Below are 22,393 nucleotides of genomic sequence, written 5' to 3' on the forward strand. Positions count from 1 at the left end.
CGCTCCCGGTTCCACGTTCCGTGTTCCTCCGGTGGTCGGAGGCGGTCAGTAGACTCCTTCCCGACCGCTCCCGCCCTCCTGGGAGCCCACCCGTCAAGAGGAGATAGTTGTGGCCCTTATCGAGGCAGTCGTCGCCCGAGAAATTCTGGACTCCCGTGGCAACCCCACGGTCGAGGTCGAGGTCCTGCTCGAGGACGGCGCGTCCTCGCGAGCGGCCGTCCCCTCCGGCGCCTCGACCGGTGCCTTCGAGGCCTACGAGCTGCGCGACGGCGACGCCGGCCGCTACCTCGGCAAGGGCGTGCAGAAGGCCGTCGACGCGGTCATCGACGAGATCGGCCCCGCGATCGAGGGCTTCGACGCCACCGACCAGCGCCTCGTCGACGCCGAGCTCATCGAGCTCGACGGCACCGAGAACAAGTCGCGCCTGGGCGCGAACGCGATCCTCGGCGTGAGCCTCGCGGTCGCCAAGGCCGCCGCGCAGTCGGCCGACCTCGACCTCTTCCGCTACGTCGGCGGCCCCAACGCCCACACCCTGCCCGTCCCGCTGATGAACATCATCAACGGAGGTGCGCACGCCGACACCGGCGTCGACATCCAGGAGTTCATGGCCGTCCCGCTGGGCGCCGAGTCCTTCTCCGAGGGCCTGCGCTGGGGCGTCGAGATCTACCACGCGCTCAAGTCGCAGCTGAAGAAGGCCGGCTTCGCCACCGGTCTCGGCGACGAGGGCGGCTTCGCCCCCGACCTGCCCACCAACCGCGAGGCGCTCGACTTCATCCTCAAGGCCGTCGAGGCCGCCGGCTTCACGCCCGGCACCGACATCGGCCTCGCGCTCGACGTGGCCTCCTCGGAGTTCTACCAGGACGGCGCGTACACGTTCGAGGGCAAGAAGCTGACCGCGGAGGAGCTCTCGGCGTACTACGCCGACCTCGTCGCGAACTACCCGCTGGTCTCGATCGAGGACCCGCTGGACGAGGACGACTGGGCCGGCTGGACCCACCTCACCGCCGAGATCGGCGACAAGGTGCAGCTCGTCGGAGACGACCTCTACGTCACCAACCCGACCCGTCTCGCCCGGGGCATCGCCGAGAAGGCGGGCAACTCGATCCTCGTCAAGGTCAACCAGATCGGCACGCTCACCGAGACCCTCGACGCCGTGGCCCTCGCCCAGCGCAGCGGCATGACCGCGATCCTCTCGCACCGCTCCGGCGAGACCGAGGACACGACCATCGCCGACCTCGCGGTCGCGGTGGACGGCGGCCAGATCAAGACCGGTGCGCCCGCGCGCTCCGACCGCGTCGCGAAGTACAACCAGCTGCTGCGCATCGAGGAGATCCTGGGAGGCGCGGCCACGTACGCGGGTCGCTCCGCCTTCCCGCGCTTCACCGCGTAGTCTCTCCCCGCCGGAGCGGCCCCGGAGCCCCTGCACTCGCGTGCGGGCACCGGGGCCGCTCCCGTTCCCGCTCCGCCGCCGGTCCCCAGAGGAGGCATCCGCCATGGCCCGTCCGCCCCGCCGCCCCGCCGCACCGGGCAGCGCCCCGCGTCCGAGCACTCCTGAGGCGGAGCCGTCCACAGCGGCGTCCTCGAAGACGAAGGCCTCGAGCGCGAAGTCGTCGAAGCCGGCGACCTCGAAGCAGGGGACCTCGAAGCCGGCGTCCACCCGCCCGTCGAAGACCGGCGCCCGCCCCTCCTCCTCGCGCCCCGCCCCCGGAGGCTCTCGCCCGGCCCGCCCGAAGCAGCCGCCCGCCGCGCCCTCCTCGGCCTGGCTCGCCGGCGTCCGCGGCTCCGGCTTCACGCTGCTGGTGATGGGCATCATGATCCTGGCGGTCGTGGTCCTCGCCCCGAGCATCAAGAACTTCGTCGAGCAGCGCGCCGAGATCTCGGAGCTGCAGCGCTCCGTCGACGCGGCGAAGACCCAGTCGCAGAACCTCGACGAGGAGCGCACCCGCTGGTCCGATCCGGCCTACATCCGCGCCCAGGCCCGCGAGCGGCTCTACTTCGTGATGCCGGGCGAGGTCAGCTACCTGGTCCTCGACGACATCGCGGTCGCCCAGCAGTCGGAGCAGCCCGCGAGCGACTCGGTGCAGAAGACGGCCACCGACTGGGCCGGCTCCCTGCTCTCCTCGATCGCCGTCGCGGGTCTCGGCGACCCGACCACCGCGGAGCTCGCCCCGGCGCAGTGAGGGCCCCCGGCGTAAACTGGACCGTTCCTGCCGCACAGCCCCTGGAGTCCGCCGTGACCACGCCCCCCTTCGATCCGCCCACCGAGCGCGACATCGCCGTGGTGTCGGCCCAGCTCGGGCGCCCGGCCCGCGACGTCGTCGGCATCAGCGCCCGCTGCGTCTGCGGCAACCCCACCGTGGTCTCCACCCGACCGCGCCTGGGCGACGGCACGCCGTTCCCCACCTTCTACTACCTGACCCACCCCGCCGCGACGGCCGCGATCTCGCAGCTCGAGGCGACCCAGGTCATGGTCGAGTACAACGAGCTGCTCGCCGGCGACGAGGAGCTCCGCGAGGCGTACGCCGCCGCGCACCGCGCGTTCCTCGCCGACCGCGAGAGCGTCGGCTCCGTCCCCGAGATCGCCGGCATCTCCTCCGGCGGCATGCCCACCCGGGTCAAGTGCCTGCACGCCCTCGCCGGCCACGCGCTGGCCGCGGGGCCGGGAGTGAACCCGATCGGCGACCTCGCGCTCGCCCGCGCCGACTGGTCGCCCGAGACCTGCGAGTGCCGTCCGTTCGAGGGCTGAGCCGGGCGGCTCCTACCCGACCTGCCGATCGGCGCGCTCTTCGCTAAGCTGATTCCCAGTCGGGGTCAGTGCTGCCACCCGCGTCGAGAGCGGGCACTTCGCGTTGCGCAGGGTGATCCGCATGGTCCATTCCTCTGGAGAGTACTTTGCCCAAAATCCTGATCGTCGGAGGCGGCTACGCCGGTTTCTACACCGCGTGGAAGCTCGAGAAGTACCTGCGCCCCAACGAGGCCGAGGTCACGATCGTCGACCCGCTTCCCTACATGGCGTACCTGCCCTTCCTCCCCGAGGTCGCGGCCGGCTCGATCGAGCCGCGCCACGCGATCGTGTCGCTCCGCCGCCACCTGAAGAAGACCGCGATCCTCGCCGCCAAGGTCACCAAGATCGACCACGCGAGCAAGACCGCGACGATCACCCCGACGGTCGGCGAGCCCTACGACTTCGAGTACGACCAGATCGTCGTCACCGCCGGCTCCGTGTCGCGCACCTTCCCGATCCCGGGCGTCGCCGACAACGCGATCGGCCTCAAGACGATCGAGGAGGCGACCGCCATCCGCGACCGCATCCTCACCAACTTCGACAAGGCGGCCACGCTGCCCGCCGGCCCGGAGCGCTCGCGCCTGCTGACCGTCACGGTCGTCGGCGGCGGCTTCGCCGGCATCGAGGTCTTCGCCGAGCTGCGCTCGTTCGCGAGCGCGCTGCTCAAGCGCTACCCCGAGATCGACTTCGAGGAGACGCAGTTCCACCTCGTCGAGGCGATGGGGCGCATCATGCCCGAGGTCGCGCTCGAGACGAGCCACTGGGTGCTGAAGAACCTCGACCAGCGCGGCGCGACCGTCCACCTCGACACGCAGCTGAAGTCCGCCGAGGGCGGCGTCATCGAGCTGTCGACCGGTCAGACCTTCGAGTCCGACCTGATCATCTGGACCGCCGGCGTCATGGCGAACCCGTCGATCAAGAACTCCGACTTCCCGATCGAGGAGCGCGGCCGCCTGCGCGTGCGCGCCGACCTCCGCGTCGGCCACGACGACGTCCTCGTCGAGGGCGCCTGGGGCGCCGGCGACGCGACCGCGGTCCCCGACCTCACCGGCGGCGGAGTGGGCGGCTACTGCGTCCCCAACGCCCAGCACGCGGTCCGCCAGGGCAAGCTGATGGCGAAGAACATCGTCGCCGTGCTCCGTGGCGAGACCCCGAAGGACTACTTCCACAAGAACGCGGGAGCCGTCGCCGGTCTCGGCATCGGCGTGGGCGTCTTCCAGTCCGGCAAGATCGCGATCAAGGGCTTCCCGGCCTGGGTCATGCACCGCGGCTACCACGGCCTCGCGATGCCCTCGTGGGAGCGCAAGCTCCGCGTCGTGGGCGGCTGGGCGGCCAACCTGGTGCTCGACCGCGACATCGCCTCGATCGAGGCCCGCGAGAACCCGCGCGGCTCCTTCGAGACCTACGCGTCGCGCCCCCGCCCGGCGGCCCCCGCCGCGGCTCCGGCCGGAACCCCCGGCCCCGCCGGCGCTCCCGTCCCCGTGGGCGGCGAGCCGGCCAAGTCCTGACGTCCCCGGCGGGCGGCGCGAGCGATCGCGCCTCCCGCCGGCCGCCCCCATAGCCCAACGGCAGAGGCAGACGACTTAAAATCGTTTCAGTCTGGGTTCGAGTCCCAGTGGGGGCACTCCTCTTCACCGCGCGGAGCACGACCCGCCGGCGACGCTGCGTGCCGTGCGCTGCCGGTATCGCTCGCGACCGGCCTCGGCCGCGCTGAGGCGGCGCCGGTGACCAGCGAGAGCGGCCGGAGCCGGCCCGTCACAGGTGTTCGCGGGGGTCGGCGAGGACTCGCTCGGCCCGTCGACGAGAGCCGGCGCTGCTAGGCGGCCCGGGCGTGCGCGCTCTTCTCGAGCGGCACCGCCTCGACGAGGACCGCCCCGTCGAGCAGTGCCGCCTCGAGCACGCCGGTGAGCTCGCCCGGAGCGCATTCGGCGCACAGCACGACGAGGTCGTCGGCGTCACCCGCTCCGGAGCGGTCGAGGACGAGGGCATCGGTTCCGCAGCTTCCGCATTCGATCATGCGGGTACCGTACGTCCGACCTCCGACATCGGCGGGAGGGGGCTCGGCGGGTCGGTCGGCGGTTACCGTCCGGTCTCGGACCCGTCAATCCCCACTCCCGCCCGCCCGCCTCCCTTAGAGTCGTGACCAGGCGGTTCTCGCGCCCGTTCGGAGCGCCTGCGCTGCCGCTGCGGGGGCTCGAGCCGCCCGGATCACCGAGGGACGCGCTCGTCGAGCACGACCCTCCTCTCGTGCCCGCGGGCACCGTCACGCACCGCCCGGCGACGGGCGGCAGGAGGCCTCCATGGGGAAGCTGCTCTACGGCGCCTCGGGCGTCGAGATCGAGTTCGACGACCGAACGCTCACGCACGTGCAGATCGTGATCGCCAACAAGCTCCGGCGGCGCGAGAGCTTCTTCTTCTCGTGGCGCGACGACCCGGCAGTGGGCGACGGCCGCTCCAGCATCTGGCTGGACCCGACGGTCCCGCTCTACTTCAAGTACTTCGGCGGGCGGGTGCCCTCGATCAACCGCACCTGGATCGACCTGCTCACGGTCTCGGCGAACTCCTCGGGCGGGCTCCAGCTCGTCCAGGAGCCCGACGCCGCCCCGACTCCGCCGCCGAAGGGCGAGCAGGGCGCCTGACGCGCCCGGGCCCGCCCGTCCTGCACCGCCCGTCCCCTCACCCCCGGAAGAGCGATCATGAAGCGCGAAGTCTCGGCCCACCTCACCCTCGACGTCGCGCGGCCCGCGATGCTCGTCTTCTCCATCGCCGTCGCGTCGGCGTACGGCGCCCGGGAGACGCTGACGACGACCCTCGACGGGCGCCCCGTCGCGCCGCGCGAAGTCCTCGATCAGCACGGCACACGGCTGCACGTCCTCGAGGCGGAGCGCGGGAGTCTCGTCGTCGACTACAGCGCGAGCATCGATGGGCGGCTCGGCCCGCTCGGCGGCGAGGAGGTCGACCGGCTGCGCTACCTCCGGCCGAGCCGCTATGCCGAGTCGGACATCCTCTCGGCCACGGCCCGAGCCGAGTTCTCCGGCCTCTCGGGCCAGGACCTGCTGGGCGCCGTCAGCTCGTGGGTCGGCACCCGGCTCGCCTACGTGCCCGGCTCGAGCCTGCCGACCGACGGAGCGGAGCGCACCCTCCTCGCCCGCCGCGGGGTCTGCCGCGACTTCGCGCACCTCGTCGTCGCGCTCCTGCGCGCCCTCGACGTCCCCGCGCGGCTCGTCGCCGTCTACGCCCCCGGGCTCTCGCCGATGGACTTCCACGCCGTCGCCGAGGCGTGGGTCGACGGCGAGTGGCACGTGGTCGACGCGACCACCCTCGCCCCGCGGCCGAGCCTCGTGCGGATCGCGACAGGGCGGGACGCGGCCGACACCGCCTTCCTCAGCGTCTACGACGGCATCGCGACGCTGGGGGAGTTCGTGGTCAGCGCCGTCGCCGACGTCCTGCCCGACGACGACGTGCGCGAACTCGTCACGATCGGCTGAGCCGGCCCGCTACTCCGGATCGACGAAGCGGCGCCACGCCCAGATCGACGTGCACACGGCGCCGAACGCGACGACCACGAGCACCGCGGGTCCCGCGCCTCCGTCGGTCGACCACGCCGTGATGGTCGGGGTGAGCAGGAGGAAGAGGACGGTCGTCGACAGCAGCGTCAGCCCGAGCCAGAGCGCGGGCGACCAGCGCAGGATGCTCTGACCGGCCGGTCGGCCGACGGGGAAGAGCAGGACGACGCTCGAGCCCACGGCGAGCAGCGTGGTCGCGCTGAGCACCTCCGCGGCGAGCACGGCGGCGAAGGTCCCGTCGGGCGGTACGAGGGCGGAGACGCCCCACGCGAGCCCGCCGAGGCCGAGCAGCGCCACGACACGAGCGGTCGCGAGCTTCGCCCGGTCGACGGCCGTCGCGCCCTCGGGGAGGAGCAGCCCGACCACGACGCCGAAGAGGAACGCGGGGTCGAGTCCGGCGAAGCGCGACAGCAGCGCGGCGCCCGCGACGAGGAGGAGTGCCCGCGGTGCCACGACGATCCGCACGTCGGGGAGGCCGAGGCGGCGGCCGAGGAGCGCCGGCACTCCGGCCGCCACGGCGTTCACGAGCGCGACGGCGACGATCACCGCGATCAGGAGCCGCAGGTACGCGGGCTGCCCGTCGACGCGTCCCGAGAGCAGCACGAGGCCGGCGGCGCAGCCGATCATCCCGACCACCATCGCCCGCGGCGACGGAGCGGGGCCCTCCGGTCGGTCGTCGAACTCGACCCGGGCGCGGTTGCGACCCGTGAGCTGCCAGGTGCGCGGGGCCCGCGGTGCGCGACCCGCGACGGCCAGGCGGGCCGGAACGATCACGAGCGCCAGGGAGACCAGGGCCAGGACGAGCGAGCGCACCCAGTCGGCCATCGTCCCGATCGGAGTGCCGGAGGAGAGCGCGGTGGTCATGCCGGTCGCGGCGCTCCAGCCGCCGGGTGCCGAACCGCCGTCCGCGGGCCCGGGCGCCGCGGGGGGCGCGTCGGTCGGCGCGGCTCCGGGCGCCGGGGCGGCGGTCGCCCCGGGAGTCGACGTGCTCTGCGGCGCCGGTGAGGTCTGGCCGGGTCGAGCCGGAGTCGACGTCGCCGAGGGGCGCGGAGAGGTCGCGCCGGGAGTCGGGGACGCGGAGCCGGGGGTGCCGGACGGAGTCGCTCCCGGGCCGGCCGCGGTCGCGCTGGGCGTCGGCGCCGTGGCGGAGGGGGTGGGGCTGGTCGCGGCGGTGAAGGTGACGTCGATCCAGGGGCTCGGCGAGCTGTAGTTGCCGGCGGCGTCGCCGGCGATCGCCGAGACGCGGTGCGCGCCCGCCGTGATCGTGCCGCCCGTGCAGGTCCAGACGCCGCCGGTGACCGCGGCGTCGCAGGTGTTGACGCGGTCGACGTAGACGTAGGCGCGCGTGCCGTCGACCCCGGTGCCGGCGTACACCGCGCCGGTGAGGGGGAGGGCGGCACCCGCTCCCGGGGAGGTGACGTCCGGGGCGTCGGGCTCGACGGTGTCGACCACGAGCGTCACCGCCGCGCTCGGGGGTGACACGGCGCTTCCCGCGAAGGAGGCGGTCTGCGTCGCGGTGACGCGGTGGCTCCCGGCCGCGGGGGTCGGTGCGAGCTGGCAGAACCAGCGACCGGCCGAGTCGGCGGTGGCCAGGCAGGAGGCGCCGCCGTCGGAGGTCGCGGCGACGCTCGCGCCCGGGTAGGCGGTCCCGCTGACCGATCCCGCGGACGTGGCCGACCCGTCGACCGACTCGATCACGGGCGGGCCGAGGACGGCGATCCCGATGCTCGTCGAGGTGGTGCCGCCCGCGGCGAGCAGCTCGACGGCCGTCAGGGCGAAGCGGCCGTCCGCGAGCGTGAGCGCGCACGACCAGGTGTCGTCCGCCGCCACGGTCGTGATGCAGACCGGGTCGCCGCCGCCCTGAGTGCTGATCTGGATCTGATCGCCGGCCGTCCCGGTGCCGGTCATGGTCACCGAGCCGCTCGAGAGCACGGTGTTCGAGGCGGGCGCGGTGATCGTCAGCGGGGCCGCCGCCTGGGCGGCCGGGGCGAGCAGGCCGGCCGCGGCTCCGAGCGTCGCGAGGACGAGGGCGAGGAGGGCCCCGCGCCTCCGCGGCCCGCGGGATCGGCGGAGCGGAGCCATCGGGACGCCCGATGAACCCCCCGGCCCTGCCACGTCGACGCTCGCTATCACGTTGCGTCCATTGCACGGGGGCACGCGGGCAGTGTCAAGCGCGCCGCACCGTCGTTGCACGATGTACACCGACGGAGGGACGGGGCTCCTCCGCGGGGAGGAGCGGTGGTCGGCGCGGGAGAGCGCTTCCGCGACAATATACCCATCCCATCGAGGCTCGGAGGAAGAGATGCGCGAGGACGAGGCACGCGGGCGCGATCGGCGGCAGCTGCGCGCCGAGGCCGTGCGCTTCGAGGATCCGCGCGAGCTCGCACGCCTGCTGCCGGCGGGCCTGCGCATCGGACTCGCGCAGAGCGCCTTCCAGACCGAGGGCTCGCTCGAGGCCGGCGGCCGCGGTCGCTCGGTGTGGGACGACTTCGCCCTGCGCCGCGGGACGATCGCCGAGGAGGCGACGCCCGAGATCGCGACCGACTTCCTCCTCCGCTGGCGCGAGGACCTGGCCCTGCTGGTCGACCTCGGGATCGACGAGCTGCGGCTCTCCATCGCGTGGACGCGCCTCCAGCCCGAGGGCCGCGGCCCGATCGACCGCGCCGGCCTCGGCTTCTACGACCGGGTGCTCGACGCGCTCGCGGAGGCGGGGATCCGGGTCGCCCTGACCCTGCACCACCGCGACACGCCCTCGGCGCTCAGCGGCGGCTGGATGAACCGCGACACGGCGTTCCGCTTCGGCGACGTGGCCTTCGAGATCGGCTCCCGCCTCGGCGACCGGGTGGCCGACTGGATCACGCTCGACCAGCCGTCGACCGTGATGCTCGAGGGCTACGCCCTCACGCGGCAGGCCCCGGCCGCCGGGCGGCTGTTCAACGCCCTTCCCGCACTGCACCACCAGCTCCTCGGCCACGGGGTCGCCGTCGAGGCGCTCCGGGCCGCCGAGGTCCCGGGGCGCATCGGCCTCGTCGACGCTCTGGCCCCCGTCGAGCCGGCGACGGAGTCCGAGCAGGACGGCGCCTGGGCGGCGCTGGCCGACGTCCTCCGCAACCGGCTCGTGGCGGACGCCGTGCTCACGGGCGCGTACCCGGAGGGGCCGGGGGAGCTGCCCGCGTTCCTCGAGGCGCTGCAGCGCGTCGATCCTCGCGACCTGGAGCGGATCAGCGCGCCGCTCGACTTCTACGCCGTGGCGCCGCTCGCCCCGCTGCGCATCGCCGCCGGACGCGACCCCTCCGCTCCCGTCGGGGTGGGCGCGCCGCCGACCCTGCCCTTCCACGAGCGGCCGTGGCCGGAGCTCGACCGGACGGGCGACGGCACGCCCGTCGCACCGTGGGGGCCGGTGACCGTGCTGCGCGCGCTGGTCGAGCGCTACGGCGACACCCTTCCTCCACTGGTCGTCACCGCGCTCGGAGCGAGCTGGCCCGACAGCGTCGACCGCCAGGGCGCCATCGCCGACACCGAGCGCATCCGCTGGCTCGGCGCGCACTTGGCGGCGCTCGCCGAGGCCGTGCACGAGGGGCTGCCGCTCGAGGCGGTGCAGCTGTGGACCCTGGTCGACGCCTTCGAGTGGCAGCACGGGTACACCCGCCCGCACGGGCTCGTCGCGCTCGACCGCCACGGCGCCGATCGCGTCCCGAAGGCGTCCTTCGACTGGCTGCGACGGGTGCTCGACGCCCGCTCCTGAGAGCGCGGCGTGCGAGACTGCCGCGATGCAGAGCCTCCTCGCCCTCGCCTCGATCCTCCACGCCGAGCCGGTCGCCGTCCTCGCGGCGCTCGCCGAGGTCGTCGGCAGAGACGGAGGCGGTGCCTGGGCGAGCGCCGACGACGGGCTCGAGCGCCGGCTGCCGATCGCGGGCCTCGAGCAGTGGCGCGTGCTCCCCGACGAGGAGGGGACGCGGGTCGAGTTCGAGGTCGTCGCGTCGACCGCGTCGTCCGCCCTCGCCGGGGTCCTGGCGCGGAGGCGCCTCCGCGAGGCCCCCGAGCGGTTCCGCTCGGTCGTGACCGCCGTGGCCGACCGCGTCGAGGAGCGCTGACCGGCCCCCGTCCGGGGAATGCCTGAGCAGTTCTCGCTGTTGTCTACCGATGACGGGTCGGGGCTTCGGAGCTCCGTCCACAGGACCGCTCGGAGGAGCACGAGGCATATGGCAGGAACAGGAATCGGCAAGGCACGGGGAGCACGCGGCGGCGACGAGGAGATCGTCTACCGTCGTCACGCGAACGGACGCGGCATGGTCGCGCCCGGCTCGCGAGTGGCGGCGACGGCGTACGTCGAGACGGGCGCCTACGTGGAGCCCGGCGCGAACGTCGGCGAGCGCGCGTGGATCGGCGCCGGCAGCTGGATCGACCGCGACGCGATGATCGGGCACAGCGCCTTCATCGGCGCGAACGTCCACGTCGGGCCCGAGGCGATCGTGGGCCCCGGTGCGCGGATCGGCAGCTACTCGAGGATCGGCGGCTCCGCGGTCGTCGCGACCGGAGCGCGGGTCGACCGCGACACGTTCGTGGCGCCCGGCAGCCGTTTCGGCCTCGACGAGAGCGCGCGAGAGGCCGGCAGCCGCGCGGCGTGACCCCCTCGACGACCCTGTTCCGCAGGCTGCCAGCAGCCGCGGAATAGGGTCGTCCCATGTTCGAACTCCACCACCTCAGCGCCCAGGAGCAGTGGGACTGGCTGCAGCGCGGCGAGATCACGCCGCTCGAGCTCACCGAGCACTACCTCGCCCGCATCGAGCGGTCGAACGGAGAGCTCGGAGCCTTCACGACAGTGACCGCGGAGGCGGCGCGCGAGCGGGCGGCGTCCCTCGCCTCCGGCTCGCTGCCGCGGACCGCTGCGCTCTGGGGACTGCCGAGCGGCGACAAGGACCTGTGGCGGCGCCGTGGTGTGCGCACCACCTTCGGATCGCGGCTGCGCGCGGACTTCGTGCCCGACGCCTCCGACGAGATCGTCGACGTGCTCGACGCCGCCGGCGCCGTCAGCCTCGGCAAGACGGCCGCGCCCGAGTTCGGGATGCCCTCGTACACCGAGAGCCTGGTCGGGCCCCCGGCGGTCACGCCCTACGACACCCGGCTCGGCGCCGGCGGGTCGAGCGGAGGCGCGGCGGTCGCGGTGGCCGCGGGCCTGCTGCCGTTCGCCCCGGCGTCCGACGGCGGCGGGTCGATCCGCATCCCCGCCGCGGCCTGCGGGCTCGTCGGACTGAAGCCGTCGCGCGGCCGCGTCCCCGCTCTCTCCGGAGTCGGCGGGGTCGGCGGACTCACCGTGGCCGGCCCCATCACCCGCTCGGTCGCGGATGCGGGGCTGCTGCTCGAGGGGATGCTCGAGCGCCGGAACGGCGCGATCCCCGCCCGCTACGCGCTGACCGCTCCGGGCGACGGTGACGGCTCCTTCCTCGGTGCCGCCGTGCGCGGCGAGGGCCGGTTCCAGATCGGCGTGCTGACGCAGTCGCCCTGGGACGAGGCCTACGAGATCGGTCTGGCTCCGGAGGCGCGCGCGGCGCTCGACGAGGGCGTCGCGGCGCTCGACGCGCTCGGCCACGGACTCGAGGAGGCGTCGCTTCCGCCGAGTGCGGCGTACCCCGCCGCCTTCCGCACCCTCTGGCAGAGCGGCGCCGCCACCCTGCCGGTCGAGGGCGGGGATCTCGACCTGCTCGAGCCGCTGACCCGCTGGCTCGTGACGGAGGGCCGCCGTCGCTCCGCGCGCGAAGTGATGGAGGCCGCGGCCGTGCTCTCGGCCTACGAGCGTGCCGTGATCGCCGCCTTCTCGGGTTTCGACGCGGTGCTCACGCCGTCGATGACGATGACCCCGCGCCCGGTCGGCTGGTACTCCGCCGAGGACCCGGAGCTGAACTTCGCGCAGCAGGTGCAGTACACGCCCTACACGTCCTTCGCGAACGTCAGCGGGCTGCCGGCGATCGCCCTTCCGCTCAGCACGACCGCCGACGGGCTGCCGATGGGGATCCAGCTGATCGGGCGGCCGGGCGGTGAGGTGGTGCTGCTGTCGATCGGCGCGCAGCTCGAGCGGCGGGCGCGCTGGCAGCGCCGCCACCCGCCGCAGTGGTGACGCCCGGGAGATCGTCAGCATCCGGCCGTTGTCGCTGAGGTTAGGCATGCCTATACTTACCTCGATGTGCATGTTCGAGGGACGCGGGACGCCGGCCGGTGAGGCCGCGTCCACCGACGCCAAGCAGTTCCTGATCGCCGGTGACGAGACCGTCGTCCCGTGGATCCAGAGCATCCTCGACGACCTCCCGGCGAACGCCAGGGGCCAGGTCTTCATCGAGGTCGACGACGCCCGCGGGCTGCCGCCGCTCTCCGCTCCTGGCCGCGTCTGCGTGACCTGGCTCGGCCGGTCGACGCGCTCCGGCGCTCCCGGCACCGGCGCCCTCTGCGGCCGCGGCGAGGCGCTCGACCGCGCGGTGCGCGCCTGGGTCGGCGAGATGTCCGTGGTCGACCGCGACTACCCGTGGGCCGACGACCGCCACGACTTCTGCGCGTGGATCGGCGGGGCCGGAGTGCTCGTCGCCGAGCTGGCCGCCGACGTCGAGGCGCGACTGCGCACCTCGGCCGAGCACGCCGCGCGCTCGATCTGACTCCGTCGGGTTAGGTAAGGCTAACCTTCCGTGCGATACTGAGGCGATGCCTCCGATGACCGACGCCCCCGCCCGCCCGGCCTACCGGCCGTTCCTCGCGACCGTCGCCCGCGCGACCAGGATCGCCCCGCACTTCATCCGCGTGACGCTGACCGGCGACGAGCTCGGCGCCGTCGGCTGCACCGGACCGGACCAGCGGATCAAGCTCGTCGTCCCCACCGCGACCTCCAGCGCCGAGGACTTCATGGGGTCCGTCGCCGACGAGGGCGGGCCCGACGGGCTCGCGCCCGACTGGTACGGGCGATGGCGCGGGCTCCCCGACGAGCAGCGCAACCCGCTCCGCACATACACGATCCGGGCGACCCGGCCGGAGATGGCCGAGGTCGACGTCGACTTCGTGGCCCACGGCGACACCGGCCCGGCCTCCGCGTGGGTCGAATCGGCGGCGCCCGGCGCGCGGGTCGTCATCATCGCGCCCGACTCGCGCTCCGAAGTCCCCGGCGGAGGCGTCGAATGGCACCCCGGAGCGGCGACCACGCTGCTCCTGGCGGGCGACGAGACGGCGGTGCCGGCGATCAGCGCGATCCTCGAGAGCCTCGCTGACGACGCCACGGGAGCCGCGTTCCTCGAGGTGCCGAGCGCCGAGGACCGGCTGGCGCTGCGCCACCCGGCCGGGGTCAGCGTCACCTGGATCGACCGGTCGGCGGGAGCAGCCCCCGGCGCCGCCCTCGGCACGTCCGTGCGCGCCTGGGCCACCCGCTTCCTCACGGCGCACCACCGCGGCGTCGAGGTGTCCGACGTCGACGTCGACAGCCAGATGCTCTGGGAGGTGCCGGAGGAGAGCACCGACCCCGGCCTCTACGCCTGGATCGCGGGCGAGGCGGGCGCGATCAAGCTGATCCGCCGCTGCCTCGTCACCGAGCTCGGACTCGACCGCAAGCGCGTCGCGTTCATGGGCTACTGGCGCACCGGCCGCTCCGAATCCAACTAGGGTCGCGGGCCTCCGCACGGCCGTCTGCGGCGTTGTCGTCGGTCGCGATACCGCCGGTATCGCTCCCTCCTCCGCCTTGCAGCCGGCCGCGCGGAGACCCGCGACGGCCCGGGGCCAGGGCGGGAGTCCAGCGGACTCCGCCCCCCATGCTGATCGAGTAGCCCGCGGAGCGGGCGTATCGAGATCCATCGGCGTCAGGACTCGAGGCGTGCGGGCGGATGCTCGCTCGCGAGGTCGGGGTGAACGGGCTGGTGAGGGAACCCCGGAGCGTCGAGACCGCCCGGCAGGGCGAGCTCCCTCGACGGTCCCGGGTTCCCTCGGTCCGGGCCCCCGAGGGTCGCGTCAGAGGGCGGCCGTGACGCCCACCAGGCGGCTCGAGAGGGCCCACAGGTCGCGGCCGAGCTGACGGTCGCGGGCCTGGGCGGCGAGGGCGCCGCCCGGCTTCAGGCCGTCGAAGTAGGTGCCGCTCGCGGCGCCGACATCGGGCTCGGAGATCAGGGTGATCAGCGGCACGGCGCCCGCCTCGGCCGAGATCCCGAACGAGCCCGACGACAGGCTCGTCCCGAGCTTCATCAGGCGCGAATCGCTCCCGAAACCCGTCGCCACCACGCCGGGGTGGAACGAGTACGCGTCGACCGCCGTCGGCAGCAGGCGCTCCGCGAGCTCGCGGATGAACAGGATCGTCGCGAGCTTCGAGGTGCCGTAGGCGCGCCAGCCCCCGAGCCACGGTCCCTTCCGTCGGTCGAGATCGCCGATCCGGAGGTGCCCGAAGCGGTTCGCGAGGCTCGCCGTCGACACGACGCGCGCACCGGGGCGCTCGCGACCGGTCTCGATCAGACGCGGGAGCAGGAGCCGGGTCAGCAGGAACGGCGCGAGATGGTTGCTCTGGATCGTGCGCTCGTGACCGTCGGCCGTCTCGCCGCGCTTCGAGACGAGACCGCCCGCGTTGTTGGCGAGCACGTCGATCCCGTCGTAGCGGGCGAGCAGTGCGTCGGCGAGCGAGCGCACGTCGTCGAGCCGGTCGAAGTCGGCGAGGAACGGCTCGCCTCCGACCTCTCGGGCGACCGCGCGCGTCCGCTCGGCGTTCCGGCCGACGACGGCGACGTCGGCTCCCGCCGAGGACAGCTCGGCGGCCGCGACCCTCCCGATGCCGGAGCTCGCTCCGGTGAGCACGACGACGCGCCCCTTCATGTCAGCGACCACGGAGGTATCCGCCCTTCTCGAGACCGGCTTCGATCTCGAATCGATTGCGTAGCGGATCGCGACCCGCCACGAAGTAGGCGAACGGGAACCACATCCCGAATCGCTTCCACTGCTGCTTGTGAACGGCCTCGTGCTCGAGGACGCGGTCCGACGCGTTGTCGTCGGTGTAGTAGCTCGTGCCCACGCAGGAGCCGCCGCGCCCGAACGACCACGAGGGCATTCCGGTGAAGACGACGAGTCCGTTGCGGCGCTCGACGCGCCCGGTGCTCCAGAGCGCGCCCCAGGCCAGCCCGACCGCGCACGCGAAGAGGTAGCCGGGGCGGGTGATGGCCGGGTCGAGGGCGATCCTCGCGACGGCGCGGCGCAGCGGGACGGACGAGAGCAGGCTCACGCGCTGTCGCGCCCGTACGTCTCGAGCAGCCGGAGCCAGACCTCGCTGATCGTCGGGTACGACGGAACCGCGTGCCAGAGGCGCGAGAGCGGGACCTCGCCGACGACCGCGATCGTGGCCGAGTGCACGAGCTCGCCGACCTCCTTGCCGACGAAGGTGACCCCGAGCACGACCGACCGGTCCTCGTCGACGACCATCCGCGCGGTGCCCGTGTAGCCGACGGCGGCGAGGGAGGCGCCTGCGACCGAGCCGATCTCGTAGTCGACGACGCGGGTGCGGTAGCCCGCCTTCTCGGCGGCGGCCGCCGTGAGGCCGACGGAGGCGACCTCGGGGTCGGTGAAGACGACCTGCGGCACCGCCTCGTGGTCGGCGGTCGCGACGTGCGCGCCCCACGGGGCGTCGTGGACGGTCGCTCCGGTGCTGCGCGCGACGATCACGTCGCCGGCCGCGCGGGCCTGGTACTTGCCCTGGTGGGTGAGGAGCGCGCGGTGGTTGACGTCGCCGACTCCGTAGAGCCAGGGCGAGCCCTGGCCGACCGGAGCGCCGTCGGCGCCGAGCACGAGCATCGTGTCGTCGACGTCGAGAGAGGAGCCGGGCTCGAGGCCCACCGTCTCGAGCCCGATGTCGCGGGTGTGCGGGGCGCGACCGGTCGCGGCGAGGATCTCGTCGGCCTCGATGACGTCGCCGCCCTCGAGGGTCACCGCGACGGTACCGTCGGCGCGGCGCTCGACGGAGGCGGGGGAGCCGCCGATCCGGAGGTCGACGCCGAGGGCCCGGAGCGAGTCGCCGACGAGCTCTCCGGCGAACGGCTCGAACGGGGCGAGGAGCCCGCTGCGGGCCAGCAGCGTCACGGAGGAGCCGAGGCCCGCGTAGGCCGTGGCCATCTCGCAGGCGACGACTCCGCCGCCCACGACGACGAGGCGTGCGGGCACCGACTCGGCGCTGGTGGCCTCGCGGCTCGTCCACGGAGCCGCGTCGCGCAGGCCCGGGACGTCGGGGACGACCGCGGTGGTGCCCGTCGCGACGGCGACGGCCGACCGGGCGCGCAGGACGCGCACCGACCCGTCGGGCGCGGTCACGCTGACCTCGCGCTCGCCGCTCAGCCGGCCGTGCCCGCGGACGAGCGCGATGCCCGCGCCGTCGAGCCACTGGACCTGGCCGTGGTCGTCCCAGCCGCTCGTGACGGAGTCGCGGTGCGCCAGCACGGCCGCCACGTCGATGTCCCCGCTCACGGCCTGGGCCGCCCCGGGGAGGTCGCGGGCGGCGCGGATCGCCATCGGAGCGCGCAGGAGCGCCTTCGAGGGCATGCACGCCCAGTACGAGCACTCGCCGCCGACGAGCTCGCTCTCGACGATCGCGGCCGTCAGGCCGCCCTGCACGGCGCGGTCGGCGATGTTCTCGCCGACGGGGCCGGCTCCGATGACGATCAGGTCGAACTCGTCGACGGAGGTGGTGCTGCTGTCTGTGCTCATGGTCTCTCCTGCTTCGTCGCGGGTGCACAGGGTGCCCCGCCGGATGTGTGGCGTGCGCGCATCAGTGCGCGGGGACGATCTCGGCCCGCCAGCCGTCGTAGCGCCCGCCCTCGCTCTCGACCGCGTCGACGACCTGGCGCAGGAAGGCGGTGGTCGCCTCCTCGTCGACGGCCGCGTGATGGCTGGCCACCAGCACGTGGTGGAGCCGGAGCCGCGAGATCGCGATCTCGTAGCCGGAGGCGACGAGCGTGCGCGCGGCCCGCCGGGCCCGGCTGCGGCGGAGGAAGACGGCGAAGTGGTCGACCTCGCGCAGCTCCCAGACCTGGTCGCCGTAGCGCAGGCGGATCTCGAGCTGCTGCGCGGCGCGCTCGCGCTGAGCGTCGTACACGGAGTCGTCGGCGGGGGCGCGGGTGGTGGTCTCGTCGCTCATCGGCCGGTGAACTCCGCGCTCGTGCGGGCGAGGAACGCCTCCATGCCGATCCGCGCGTCCTCGGAGTCCGCGAGGCGCGCGAGCTCGGCCGGCAGAGCGGCCGCCGCCTCGGCGTCGCCGGACGAGACGGCGAGGCGGGCGTTCGCGAGGGCCGCCTGGACAGCGAGGGGCGCCTGGGCGGCGATGCGGGCGGCGAGAGCGTGCGCCGCCTCCGCTACCGTGCCGTCCGGGACCACCTGCTGCACGAGCCCGATGCGGTGCGCCTCCGCGGCGTCGAAGGTGTCTCCCGTGAGGATCCAGCGGAGCGCGTCACCCCAGCCCGCGGTGCGCGGGAAGCGCAGGGTGGCGCCTCCGAACGGCAGGATGCCGCGGGACACCTCGATCTGGCCGAAGCGGGTCGACTCCTCGGCGACGACGACGTCGCTCGCGAGCGCCAGCTCGATGCCGAGGGTGAGGCACGTGCCCTGGACGCCGATCACCACCGGCTTCGACACCGCGCGCGTGCGCAGCCCCCACGGATCGAGGCCGCCCTCGGGCACGAAGTCGAGCCCGCCGGAGCCGATGCGCGGGCCGATGTCGGCGAGGTCGAGGCCCGCGGTGAAGTGCTCGCCCGCGGCGAGGACGACCCCGGCCCGGAGCCCGGGATCGCGGTCGAGCTCGCCGTAGGCGGCGGCGAGCGCGCTCAGCATCGCGAGGTCGGCGGCGTTGCGCTTCTCGGGGCGGTCGAGCACGATCGCGAGGACGTGGCCGTGGCGCTCGGTGCGCACGCGCGGGGTGCCCGCACGGTCGGTGCGCACGTCGTCCGCGCTCACGCGCTCGGTGCTCGCGGTCATCGGTCCTCCGGTCGTTTCACGTCCGACCATCCTGCCGTGTGCCACCGACACGCGCTCGGCCGCGGCCGGGGATTGACGGGCGTCGCTCAGGCCCCGCGGGTCAGGGCGCCGACGATCCGGAGGATCGTGGACAGATCGTCGACCGCGGCAGCGGGGGAGGCGGGAGCGAACGACGTGACGGCGGCGCCCGCGAGCGGGAAGCGGGCCCGCAGCGCCTCGAGGCAGGCGACCAGTCGCGCCGCGGGGACGCCGAACGGCACCGGGTCGAACAGGCCGGCGAGATCGGCCGGATCGAGCACGTCGAGGTCGATGTGCACGTATACGGCACCCGCGCCGGTGGCCTCGACGGCCGCGACGAGCGACTCCGGATCGAGCGCGTCGACCGGCAGGTGCCGGGCGCCGCTGCCGAGGAGCCCCTCGAGCTCTCCCGGGTCGCTCGAGCGGACGCCGGCGAGCACGACGCGCTCGGCGGGGACGCGCTCGTCGGCCGCGGCGCTGAGCAGCCCCACGCCGTGACCGAGGGCGGCCGAGAGCACCATGCCCGAGAAGGCACCGCTGGGCGAGGTCGCGGGGGTGTTCGCATCCGGGTGCGCATCGAACCAGACGAGGGCGACGGGCTCGGCGGAGGTGCGGACCGCGTGCCCGACGGCCGCGAACGAGACGCCGCAGTCGCCTCCGATCGTGACGACGGGGCCGGTGCGGCCGAGGAGGGCCTCGCGGACCCTCTCGGCGGTCGTGGCGACCGAGGCGTAGCGGCGGACGCCCGTGTCCTGGGCGTCGCCGGCCTCGGCCGGGACGTCGACGACGATCGTGGCGGAGGAGGGCAGGTCGCCGCGGATGGCCTCGGCCCCGTCGACGAGGCGCATCGCCCGCGTCGACGCGGAGCCCTGCCACTGCGGGACAACGAGGAAGGACGCCATGGGATTCACTATGGCACGCACGATCCCGGCGTCGGCGCGTCCGAGGGCCCCCGTCCGGTCGACTCGGCTCAGCCGCGCGGGCCCAGGTCGACGAGGGCCTCGTCGAGGGCGGAGCGACCGCGGTCGACCGCGCCGCGCGCCTGCTCGAGAGCCGCGGCGGGGTCGGTGGCGGCGAGTCGCGCCGCCCCGGCGAGCCGGTCGGCGGTCTCCTCGGCGAGGATGCGCGGCGCGGCGGTGACCCGGTCGCCGTGGACGAGGCCGAGGAGCGAGGCGGAGCCGGCACCGAGCCGGGCGGCCGTCCGGGCGGCCTCGAAGAGCAGGAGCTGCCGCTCGGCCTGCGCCCTCGGCTCGCGGTAGCCGGCGACGACCGCGTCCAGCACGGCGTCGGCCTCGAGGAGGAGAGCGAGGACGGCGGCGGGATCGTGCAGCGCTCCCGCCGCCCGGGCCTCGTCGGCGTCGAGCAGCAGCGCGCTGGCCGCCGCGCAGGCCGTCGCGACATCGGCCGCCGACGCGAGCTGGGCCGTCGTCCGGACGCCGGAGAGCGTGGCCGCGCGGTCGAGGTCGTCCCTGACCGAGCGCTCAAGTCCGCTGAGCTGCGCCTCGGCCCGGGCGAGCAGGCCGGTCAGCTCGTCGACGGCGTCGAGCAGACCGGCGGACCGGCCCTCGGCGACCGCGTCGAGCGCCTCGCGCAGGGGGCGCACCAGCCGCTCGGAGGAGGTGCCCGCGAGGACGGAGACGTCGGCCCGGAGGCGCTGCAGCCGCTCCGGCGGGGACGGGGGCGGCGAGGTCACCCCGCGATCGTACGGGCCCCGTGTTACAGACCGTGTCGCCTCCGCTCGACCGTGCCGAGCGGGCACCGCAGGATGGACGCATGCCCAGGACACTCGCCATCGTGGAGGTCGCCCGTGCGCGACCCGGTCGCGAGGAGTACCACGCCTACGTGCAGATCCTGAACGGGCGCCTGCTCGCCGCCGCCCGCGAGCTCGGCTGGGAGGCGCAGCGCTTCGCGGCCGAGGACCTCGGCACGGCGGCGCTCCTCGCCGGGACGTCCGGGGCCGACGCGATCGTCCTCGCCGGCGGTGAGGACATCGCACCCGAGCGCTACGGAGTCGAGCGCGGCTACCCGGGCGAGGGTCCGCACGCCGAGCGGGCCGACGCGGCGCAGATCGCGCTCGTCCACCGGGCGATCGCCCGCCGCACGCCCCTGCTCGGGATCTGCCGCGGACTCCAGCTCGTCAACGTCGCGCTCGGGGGCACCCTCGTCCCCGATCTCGGACCGGAGGCGTCGCACGTGAACGCCGCAGCCCCCGCCCACGAGCGGATGCACCGCCACGACGTCGCCCTCGCGCCGGACACGGCCCTGGGCGGCCTGTTCGGCGCCGAGGTGATCGCCGTGCAGAGCGCGCACCACCAGGCCGTCGACGTGCTCGCCCCCGGCCTGCATGTGGCCGCCGTGGCCGAGGACGGTGTCGTCGAGGCGATCGAGCACCGCTCGGCGCCGGTGCTCGCGGTGCAGTGGCACCCGGAGGATCCCGCCGCGCCCGGCGATCAGCTCGGCACGCTGCTGCAGGGGCTCGCGGAGGCGACGGCGCGCGGATCCTTCGCTCCCGTCGCCCTCGCGGCCTGAGCCGGCGGAGCAGCCGGGGTCAGCCGGCCAGTCGCGCCATCCACTCCTCGATCGCGTCGGCGGAGCGGGGGATGCCGACCGAGAGGTTCTCGGCGCCCTCGGCGGTCACGAGCACGTCGTCCTCGATGCGGACGCCGATGCCGCGCAGCTCCTCCGGCACGGTGAGGTCGTCGGGCTGGAAGTAGAGGCCGGGCTCGATCGTGAAGACCATGCCCTCCTCGACGACGCCGTCGATGTACATCTCGCGGCGGGCCTTCGCGCAGTCGTGCACGTCGAGCCCGAGGTGGTGGCTGGTGCCGTGCACCATGTAGCGGCGGTGCTGCTGGTTGTCGGCCTCGAGCGCCTCCTCGGCGCTGACGGGCAGCAGCCCCCACTCGGCGGTGCGACGGGCGATGACGGCCATGGCCGCCGCGTGCACGTCGCGGAAGCGGATGCCGGGCCGGACGATCGCGAACGCGGCGTCGGCCGCCTCCCGCACCGTCTCGTGGACCCGGCGCTGCGCGTCCGTGTAGCGTCCGTCGACCGGGAACGTGCGGGTGATGTCGGCCGTGTAGTAGCTCTCCTGCTCGACGCCCGCGTCCAGCAGCACCAGGTCGCCCGGGCGCACGGCGCCGTCGTTGCGGGTCCAGTGCAGGATGCACGCGTGCGCTCCGGCGGCGGCGATGGTGTCGTAGCCGACCGCGTTGCCGTCGGCGCGGGCCCGGCCGTTGAAGACGCCCTCGATCAGGCGCTCGCCGCGCTCGTGCGCGACGATGCGGGGGAGGTCCGAGAGGACGTCCTCGAAGCCGCGCGCGGTCGCCGCCACCGCCGCGCGGAGCTCGGCGATCTCGTAGGCGTCCTTGACCAGGCGCAGCTCCGAGAGGTCGCGCTCGAGGGCGCCGTCGCGGTCGGAGGCGTCGGGCGCGACGCGGGCGGTGACCAGCGGGTCGGCCTCGCGCAGGAGCGCCACCGGGACGTCGTCCTCGGCGTCGAGCACGGCGTCCAGCTCGTCGATGCCCCGGGTCTCGAGCCCGAGGTCGCTCGCGACCTGCGCCAGCGAGGGCCGCGGGCCGATCCAGAACTCGCCGATCTCGGGGTTCGCGTAGAACTCGTCGGAATCGCGGCCGGCGCGCTCGCGGAAGTACAGGGTCGCGGTGTGGCCGGCGTCGCCCGGCTCGAGGACGAGCACGGCTCCCGGCTCGGAATCGGCGCCCCAGCCGGTGAGCCAGGTGAAGGCGGAGTGCGCGCGGAACGGATAGTCGGTGTCGTTCGCGCGCTGCTTCAGGCGGCCCGCCGGGACGACGACGCGGACGCCGGTGTGCAGCGCCGAGAGGCGGTCGCGGCGCCCGGCGGCGAACGCGGCCTGCTCGCGCGGCTCCGGAAGCGTCTCGGGGCGGTCGGCCCAGCCGGAGGCGATGAAGTCGCGGAAGCGGTCGGACGCCGGCGTCGTCGACCGGTTCGCCGTCGCGCGCGGCGTCGGTGCGGCGGCGGGGTCGGGCGTCGGGGTGGCGGTCTGCTGGTCCGTGTCGGTCATGACGACCATTGTCCTCCT

At 74.4% G+C, this 22,393-nt stretch carries 23 protein-coding genes and 1 tRNA gene; 14 read left to right on the forward strand and 10 right to left on the reverse strand.

Going from position 1 to position 22,393, the window contains the following annotated elements; translation table 11 throughout:
• Positions 1-109: 109 nt before the first annotated feature.
• The 5 genes from eno to GSU68_RS05700 all read left to right on the forward strand — a co-directional run bounded on the left by eno (position 110) and on the right by GSU68_RS05700 (position 4,409).
• Complete coding sequence (eno, locus tag GSU68_RS05680) at positions 110-1,390, forward strand: phosphopyruvate hydratase (RefSeq protein WP_159906268.1); 1,281 nt, start codon at positions 110-112, stop codon at positions 1,388-1,390.
• Between the two features lie 103 nt (positions 1,391-1,493).
• Positions 1,494-2,180: a septum formation initiator family protein gene (locus tag GSU68_RS05685; RefSeq protein WP_159906270.1), complete on the forward strand. Its 687-nt coding sequence runs from the start codon at positions 1,494-1,496 to the stop codon at positions 2,178-2,180.
• Between the two features lie 53 nt (positions 2,181-2,233).
• On the forward strand, positions 2,234-2,746 hold the full coding sequence (locus GSU68_RS05690) for a DUF501 domain-containing protein (protein WP_159906272.1): 513 nt from the start codon (positions 2,234-2,236) through the stop codon (positions 2,744-2,746).
• Between the two features lie 146 nt (positions 2,747-2,892).
• Positions 2,893-4,293 (forward strand): NAD(P)/FAD-dependent oxidoreductase, encoded by a 1,401-nt coding sequence (locus GSU68_RS05695; protein ID WP_159906274.1) that lies wholly within the window; start codon positions 2,893-2,895, stop codon positions 4,291-4,293.
• 43 nt (positions 4,294-4,336) lie between these two features.
• Positions 4,337-4,409: transfer RNA gene (locus GSU68_RS05700), tRNA-Leu, on the forward strand.
• Positions 4,410-4,601: 192 nt separating this feature from the next.
• On the opposite strand, the gene GSU68_RS05705 is transcribed toward GSU68_RS05700, so the two are convergent.
• Complete coding sequence (locus GSU68_RS05705; RefSeq protein WP_159906276.1) at positions 4,602-4,802, reverse strand: hypothetical protein; 201 nt, start codon at positions 4,800-4,802, stop codon at positions 4,602-4,604.
• 283 nt (positions 4,803-5,085) lie between these two features.
• On the opposite strand from GSU68_RS05705, the gene GSU68_RS05710 reads away from it, so the two are divergent.
• Together GSU68_RS05710 and GSU68_RS05715 are read left to right on the forward strand one after the other, a co-directional pair.
• Complete coding sequence (locus GSU68_RS05710; protein WP_056042036.1) at positions 5,086-5,424, forward strand: hypothetical protein; 339 nt, start codon at positions 5,086-5,088, stop codon at positions 5,422-5,424.
• A gap of 57 nt (positions 5,425-5,481) precedes the next feature.
• Positions 5,482-6,273, forward strand: coding sequence for a transglutaminase family protein (locus GSU68_RS05715; protein WP_159906278.1), 792 nt, complete (start codon positions 5,482-5,484; stop codon positions 6,271-6,273).
• 9 nt (positions 6,274-6,282) lie between these two features.
• Here GSU68_RS05715 and GSU68_RS05720 read toward each other — a convergent pair whose 3' ends face one another.
• Complete coding sequence (locus GSU68_RS05720; protein ID WP_159906280.1) at positions 6,283-8,433, reverse strand: hypothetical protein; 2,151 nt, start codon at positions 8,431-8,433, stop codon at positions 6,283-6,285.
• Positions 8,434-8,653: 220 nt separating this feature from the next.
• Here GSU68_RS05720 and GSU68_RS05725 point away from each other — a divergent pair, with 220 nt between their 5' ends.
• The 6 genes from GSU68_RS05725 (at position 8,654) to GSU68_RS05750 (ending at position 13,986) form a co-directional block, all read left to right on the forward strand.
• The gene (locus GSU68_RS05725) at positions 8,654-10,096 is read left to right on the forward strand and encodes a family 1 glycosylhydrolase (RefSeq protein ID WP_159906282.1); all 1,443 of its coding nucleotides are present in this window, start codon (positions 8,654-8,656) and stop codon (positions 10,094-10,096) included.
• Positions 10,097-10,121: 25 nt separating this feature from the next.
• Positions 10,122-10,445, forward strand: coding sequence for a hypothetical protein (locus GSU68_RS05730; protein ID WP_159906284.1), 324 nt, complete (start codon positions 10,122-10,124; stop codon positions 10,443-10,445).
• Positions 10,446-10,553: 108 nt separating this feature from the next.
• The gene (locus GSU68_RS05735; RefSeq protein WP_159906286.1) at positions 10,554-10,979 is read left to right on the forward strand and encodes a hypothetical protein; all 426 of its coding nucleotides are present in this window, start codon (positions 10,554-10,556) and stop codon (positions 10,977-10,979) included.
• 56 nt (positions 10,980-11,035) lie between these two features.
• Positions 11,036-12,466 carry an amidase gene (locus GSU68_RS05740; protein WP_159906288.1) on the forward strand — a complete coding sequence of 477 codons (1,431 nt, stop codon included), beginning with the start codon at positions 11,036-11,038 and terminating at the stop codon, positions 12,464-12,466.
• A gap of 64 nt (positions 12,467-12,530) precedes the next feature.
• On the forward strand, positions 12,531-12,995 hold the full coding sequence (locus GSU68_RS05745) for an SIP domain-containing protein (RefSeq protein WP_159906290.1): 465 nt from the start codon (positions 12,531-12,533) through the stop codon (positions 12,993-12,995).
• Positions 12,996-13,041: 46 nt separating this feature from the next.
• Complete coding sequence (locus GSU68_RS05750; RefSeq protein WP_244259403.1) at positions 13,042-13,986, forward strand: siderophore-interacting protein; 945 nt, start codon at positions 13,042-13,044, stop codon at positions 13,984-13,986.
• Between the two features lie 342 nt (positions 13,987-14,328).
• Here the strand turns inward: GSU68_RS05750 and GSU68_RS05755 are convergent, their stop codons facing one another.
• From GSU68_RS05755 to GSU68_RS05785, 7 genes are all read right to left on the reverse strand, one after another.
• Positions 14,329-15,189, reverse strand: a complete 861-nt coding sequence (locus tag GSU68_RS05755; protein WP_244259404.1) for an SDR family NAD(P)-dependent oxidoreductase — start codon at positions 15,187-15,189, stop codon at positions 14,329-14,331.
• The gene (locus tag GSU68_RS05760) at positions 15,179-15,574 is read right to left on the reverse strand and encodes a Fe-S oxidoreductase (RefSeq protein WP_244259461.1); all 396 of its coding nucleotides are present in this window, start codon (positions 15,572-15,574) and stop codon (positions 15,179-15,181) included. The genes GSU68_RS05755 and GSU68_RS05760 overlap by 11 nt, the downstream gene beginning before the upstream one ends.
• A gap of 2 nt (positions 15,575-15,576) precedes the next feature.
• On the reverse strand, positions 15,577-17,052 hold the full coding sequence (locus GSU68_RS05765) for an NAD(P)/FAD-dependent oxidoreductase (RefSeq protein WP_159906292.1): 1,476 nt from the start codon (positions 17,050-17,052) through the stop codon (positions 15,577-15,579).
• A 61-nt stretch (positions 17,053-17,113) separates the two neighbouring features.
• Positions 17,114-17,482 carry a ribonuclease E inhibitor RraB gene (locus GSU68_RS05770; RefSeq protein ID WP_159906294.1) on the reverse strand — a complete coding sequence of 123 codons (369 nt, stop codon included), beginning with the start codon at positions 17,480-17,482 and terminating at the stop codon, positions 17,114-17,116.
• A complete protein-coding gene (locus GSU68_RS05775) occupies positions 17,479-18,315 on the reverse strand; it encodes a crotonase/enoyl-CoA hydratase family protein (protein WP_159906296.1) in 837 nt (278 codons plus the stop codon). Before GSU68_RS05775 ends, GSU68_RS05770 begins: the two co-directional genes overlap by 4 nt.
• 86 nt (positions 18,316-18,401) lie before the next feature.
• Complete coding sequence (locus GSU68_RS05780; protein ID WP_159906298.1) at positions 18,402-19,235, reverse strand: arginase family protein; 834 nt, start codon at positions 19,233-19,235, stop codon at positions 18,402-18,404.
• A 68-nt stretch (positions 19,236-19,303) separates the two neighbouring features.
• Complete coding sequence (locus GSU68_RS05785) at positions 19,304-20,026, reverse strand: hypothetical protein (protein ID WP_159906300.1); 723 nt, start codon at positions 20,024-20,026, stop codon at positions 19,304-19,306.
• A gap of 80 nt (positions 20,027-20,106) precedes the next feature.
• Here GSU68_RS05785 and GSU68_RS05790 point away from each other — a divergent pair, with 80 nt between their 5' ends.
• Positions 20,107-20,862, forward strand: coding sequence for a gamma-glutamyl-gamma-aminobutyrate hydrolase family protein (locus GSU68_RS05790; protein ID WP_159906302.1), 756 nt, complete (start codon positions 20,107-20,109; stop codon positions 20,860-20,862).
• Positions 20,863-20,881: 19 nt separating this feature from the next.
• Here GSU68_RS05790 and GSU68_RS05795 read toward each other — a convergent pair whose 3' ends face one another.
• Positions 20,882-22,384 carry an aminopeptidase P family protein gene (locus tag GSU68_RS05795; protein ID WP_159906304.1) on the reverse strand — a complete coding sequence of 501 codons (1,503 nt, stop codon included), beginning with the start codon at positions 22,382-22,384 and terminating at the stop codon, positions 20,882-20,884.
• Between the last annotated feature and the right edge of the window lie 9 nt (positions 22,385-22,393).

Source organism: Rathayibacter sp. VKM Ac-2759 (assembly GCF_009834225.1).
Lineage (GTDB): Bacteria > Actinomycetota > Actinomycetes > Actinomycetales > Microbacteriaceae > Rathayibacter.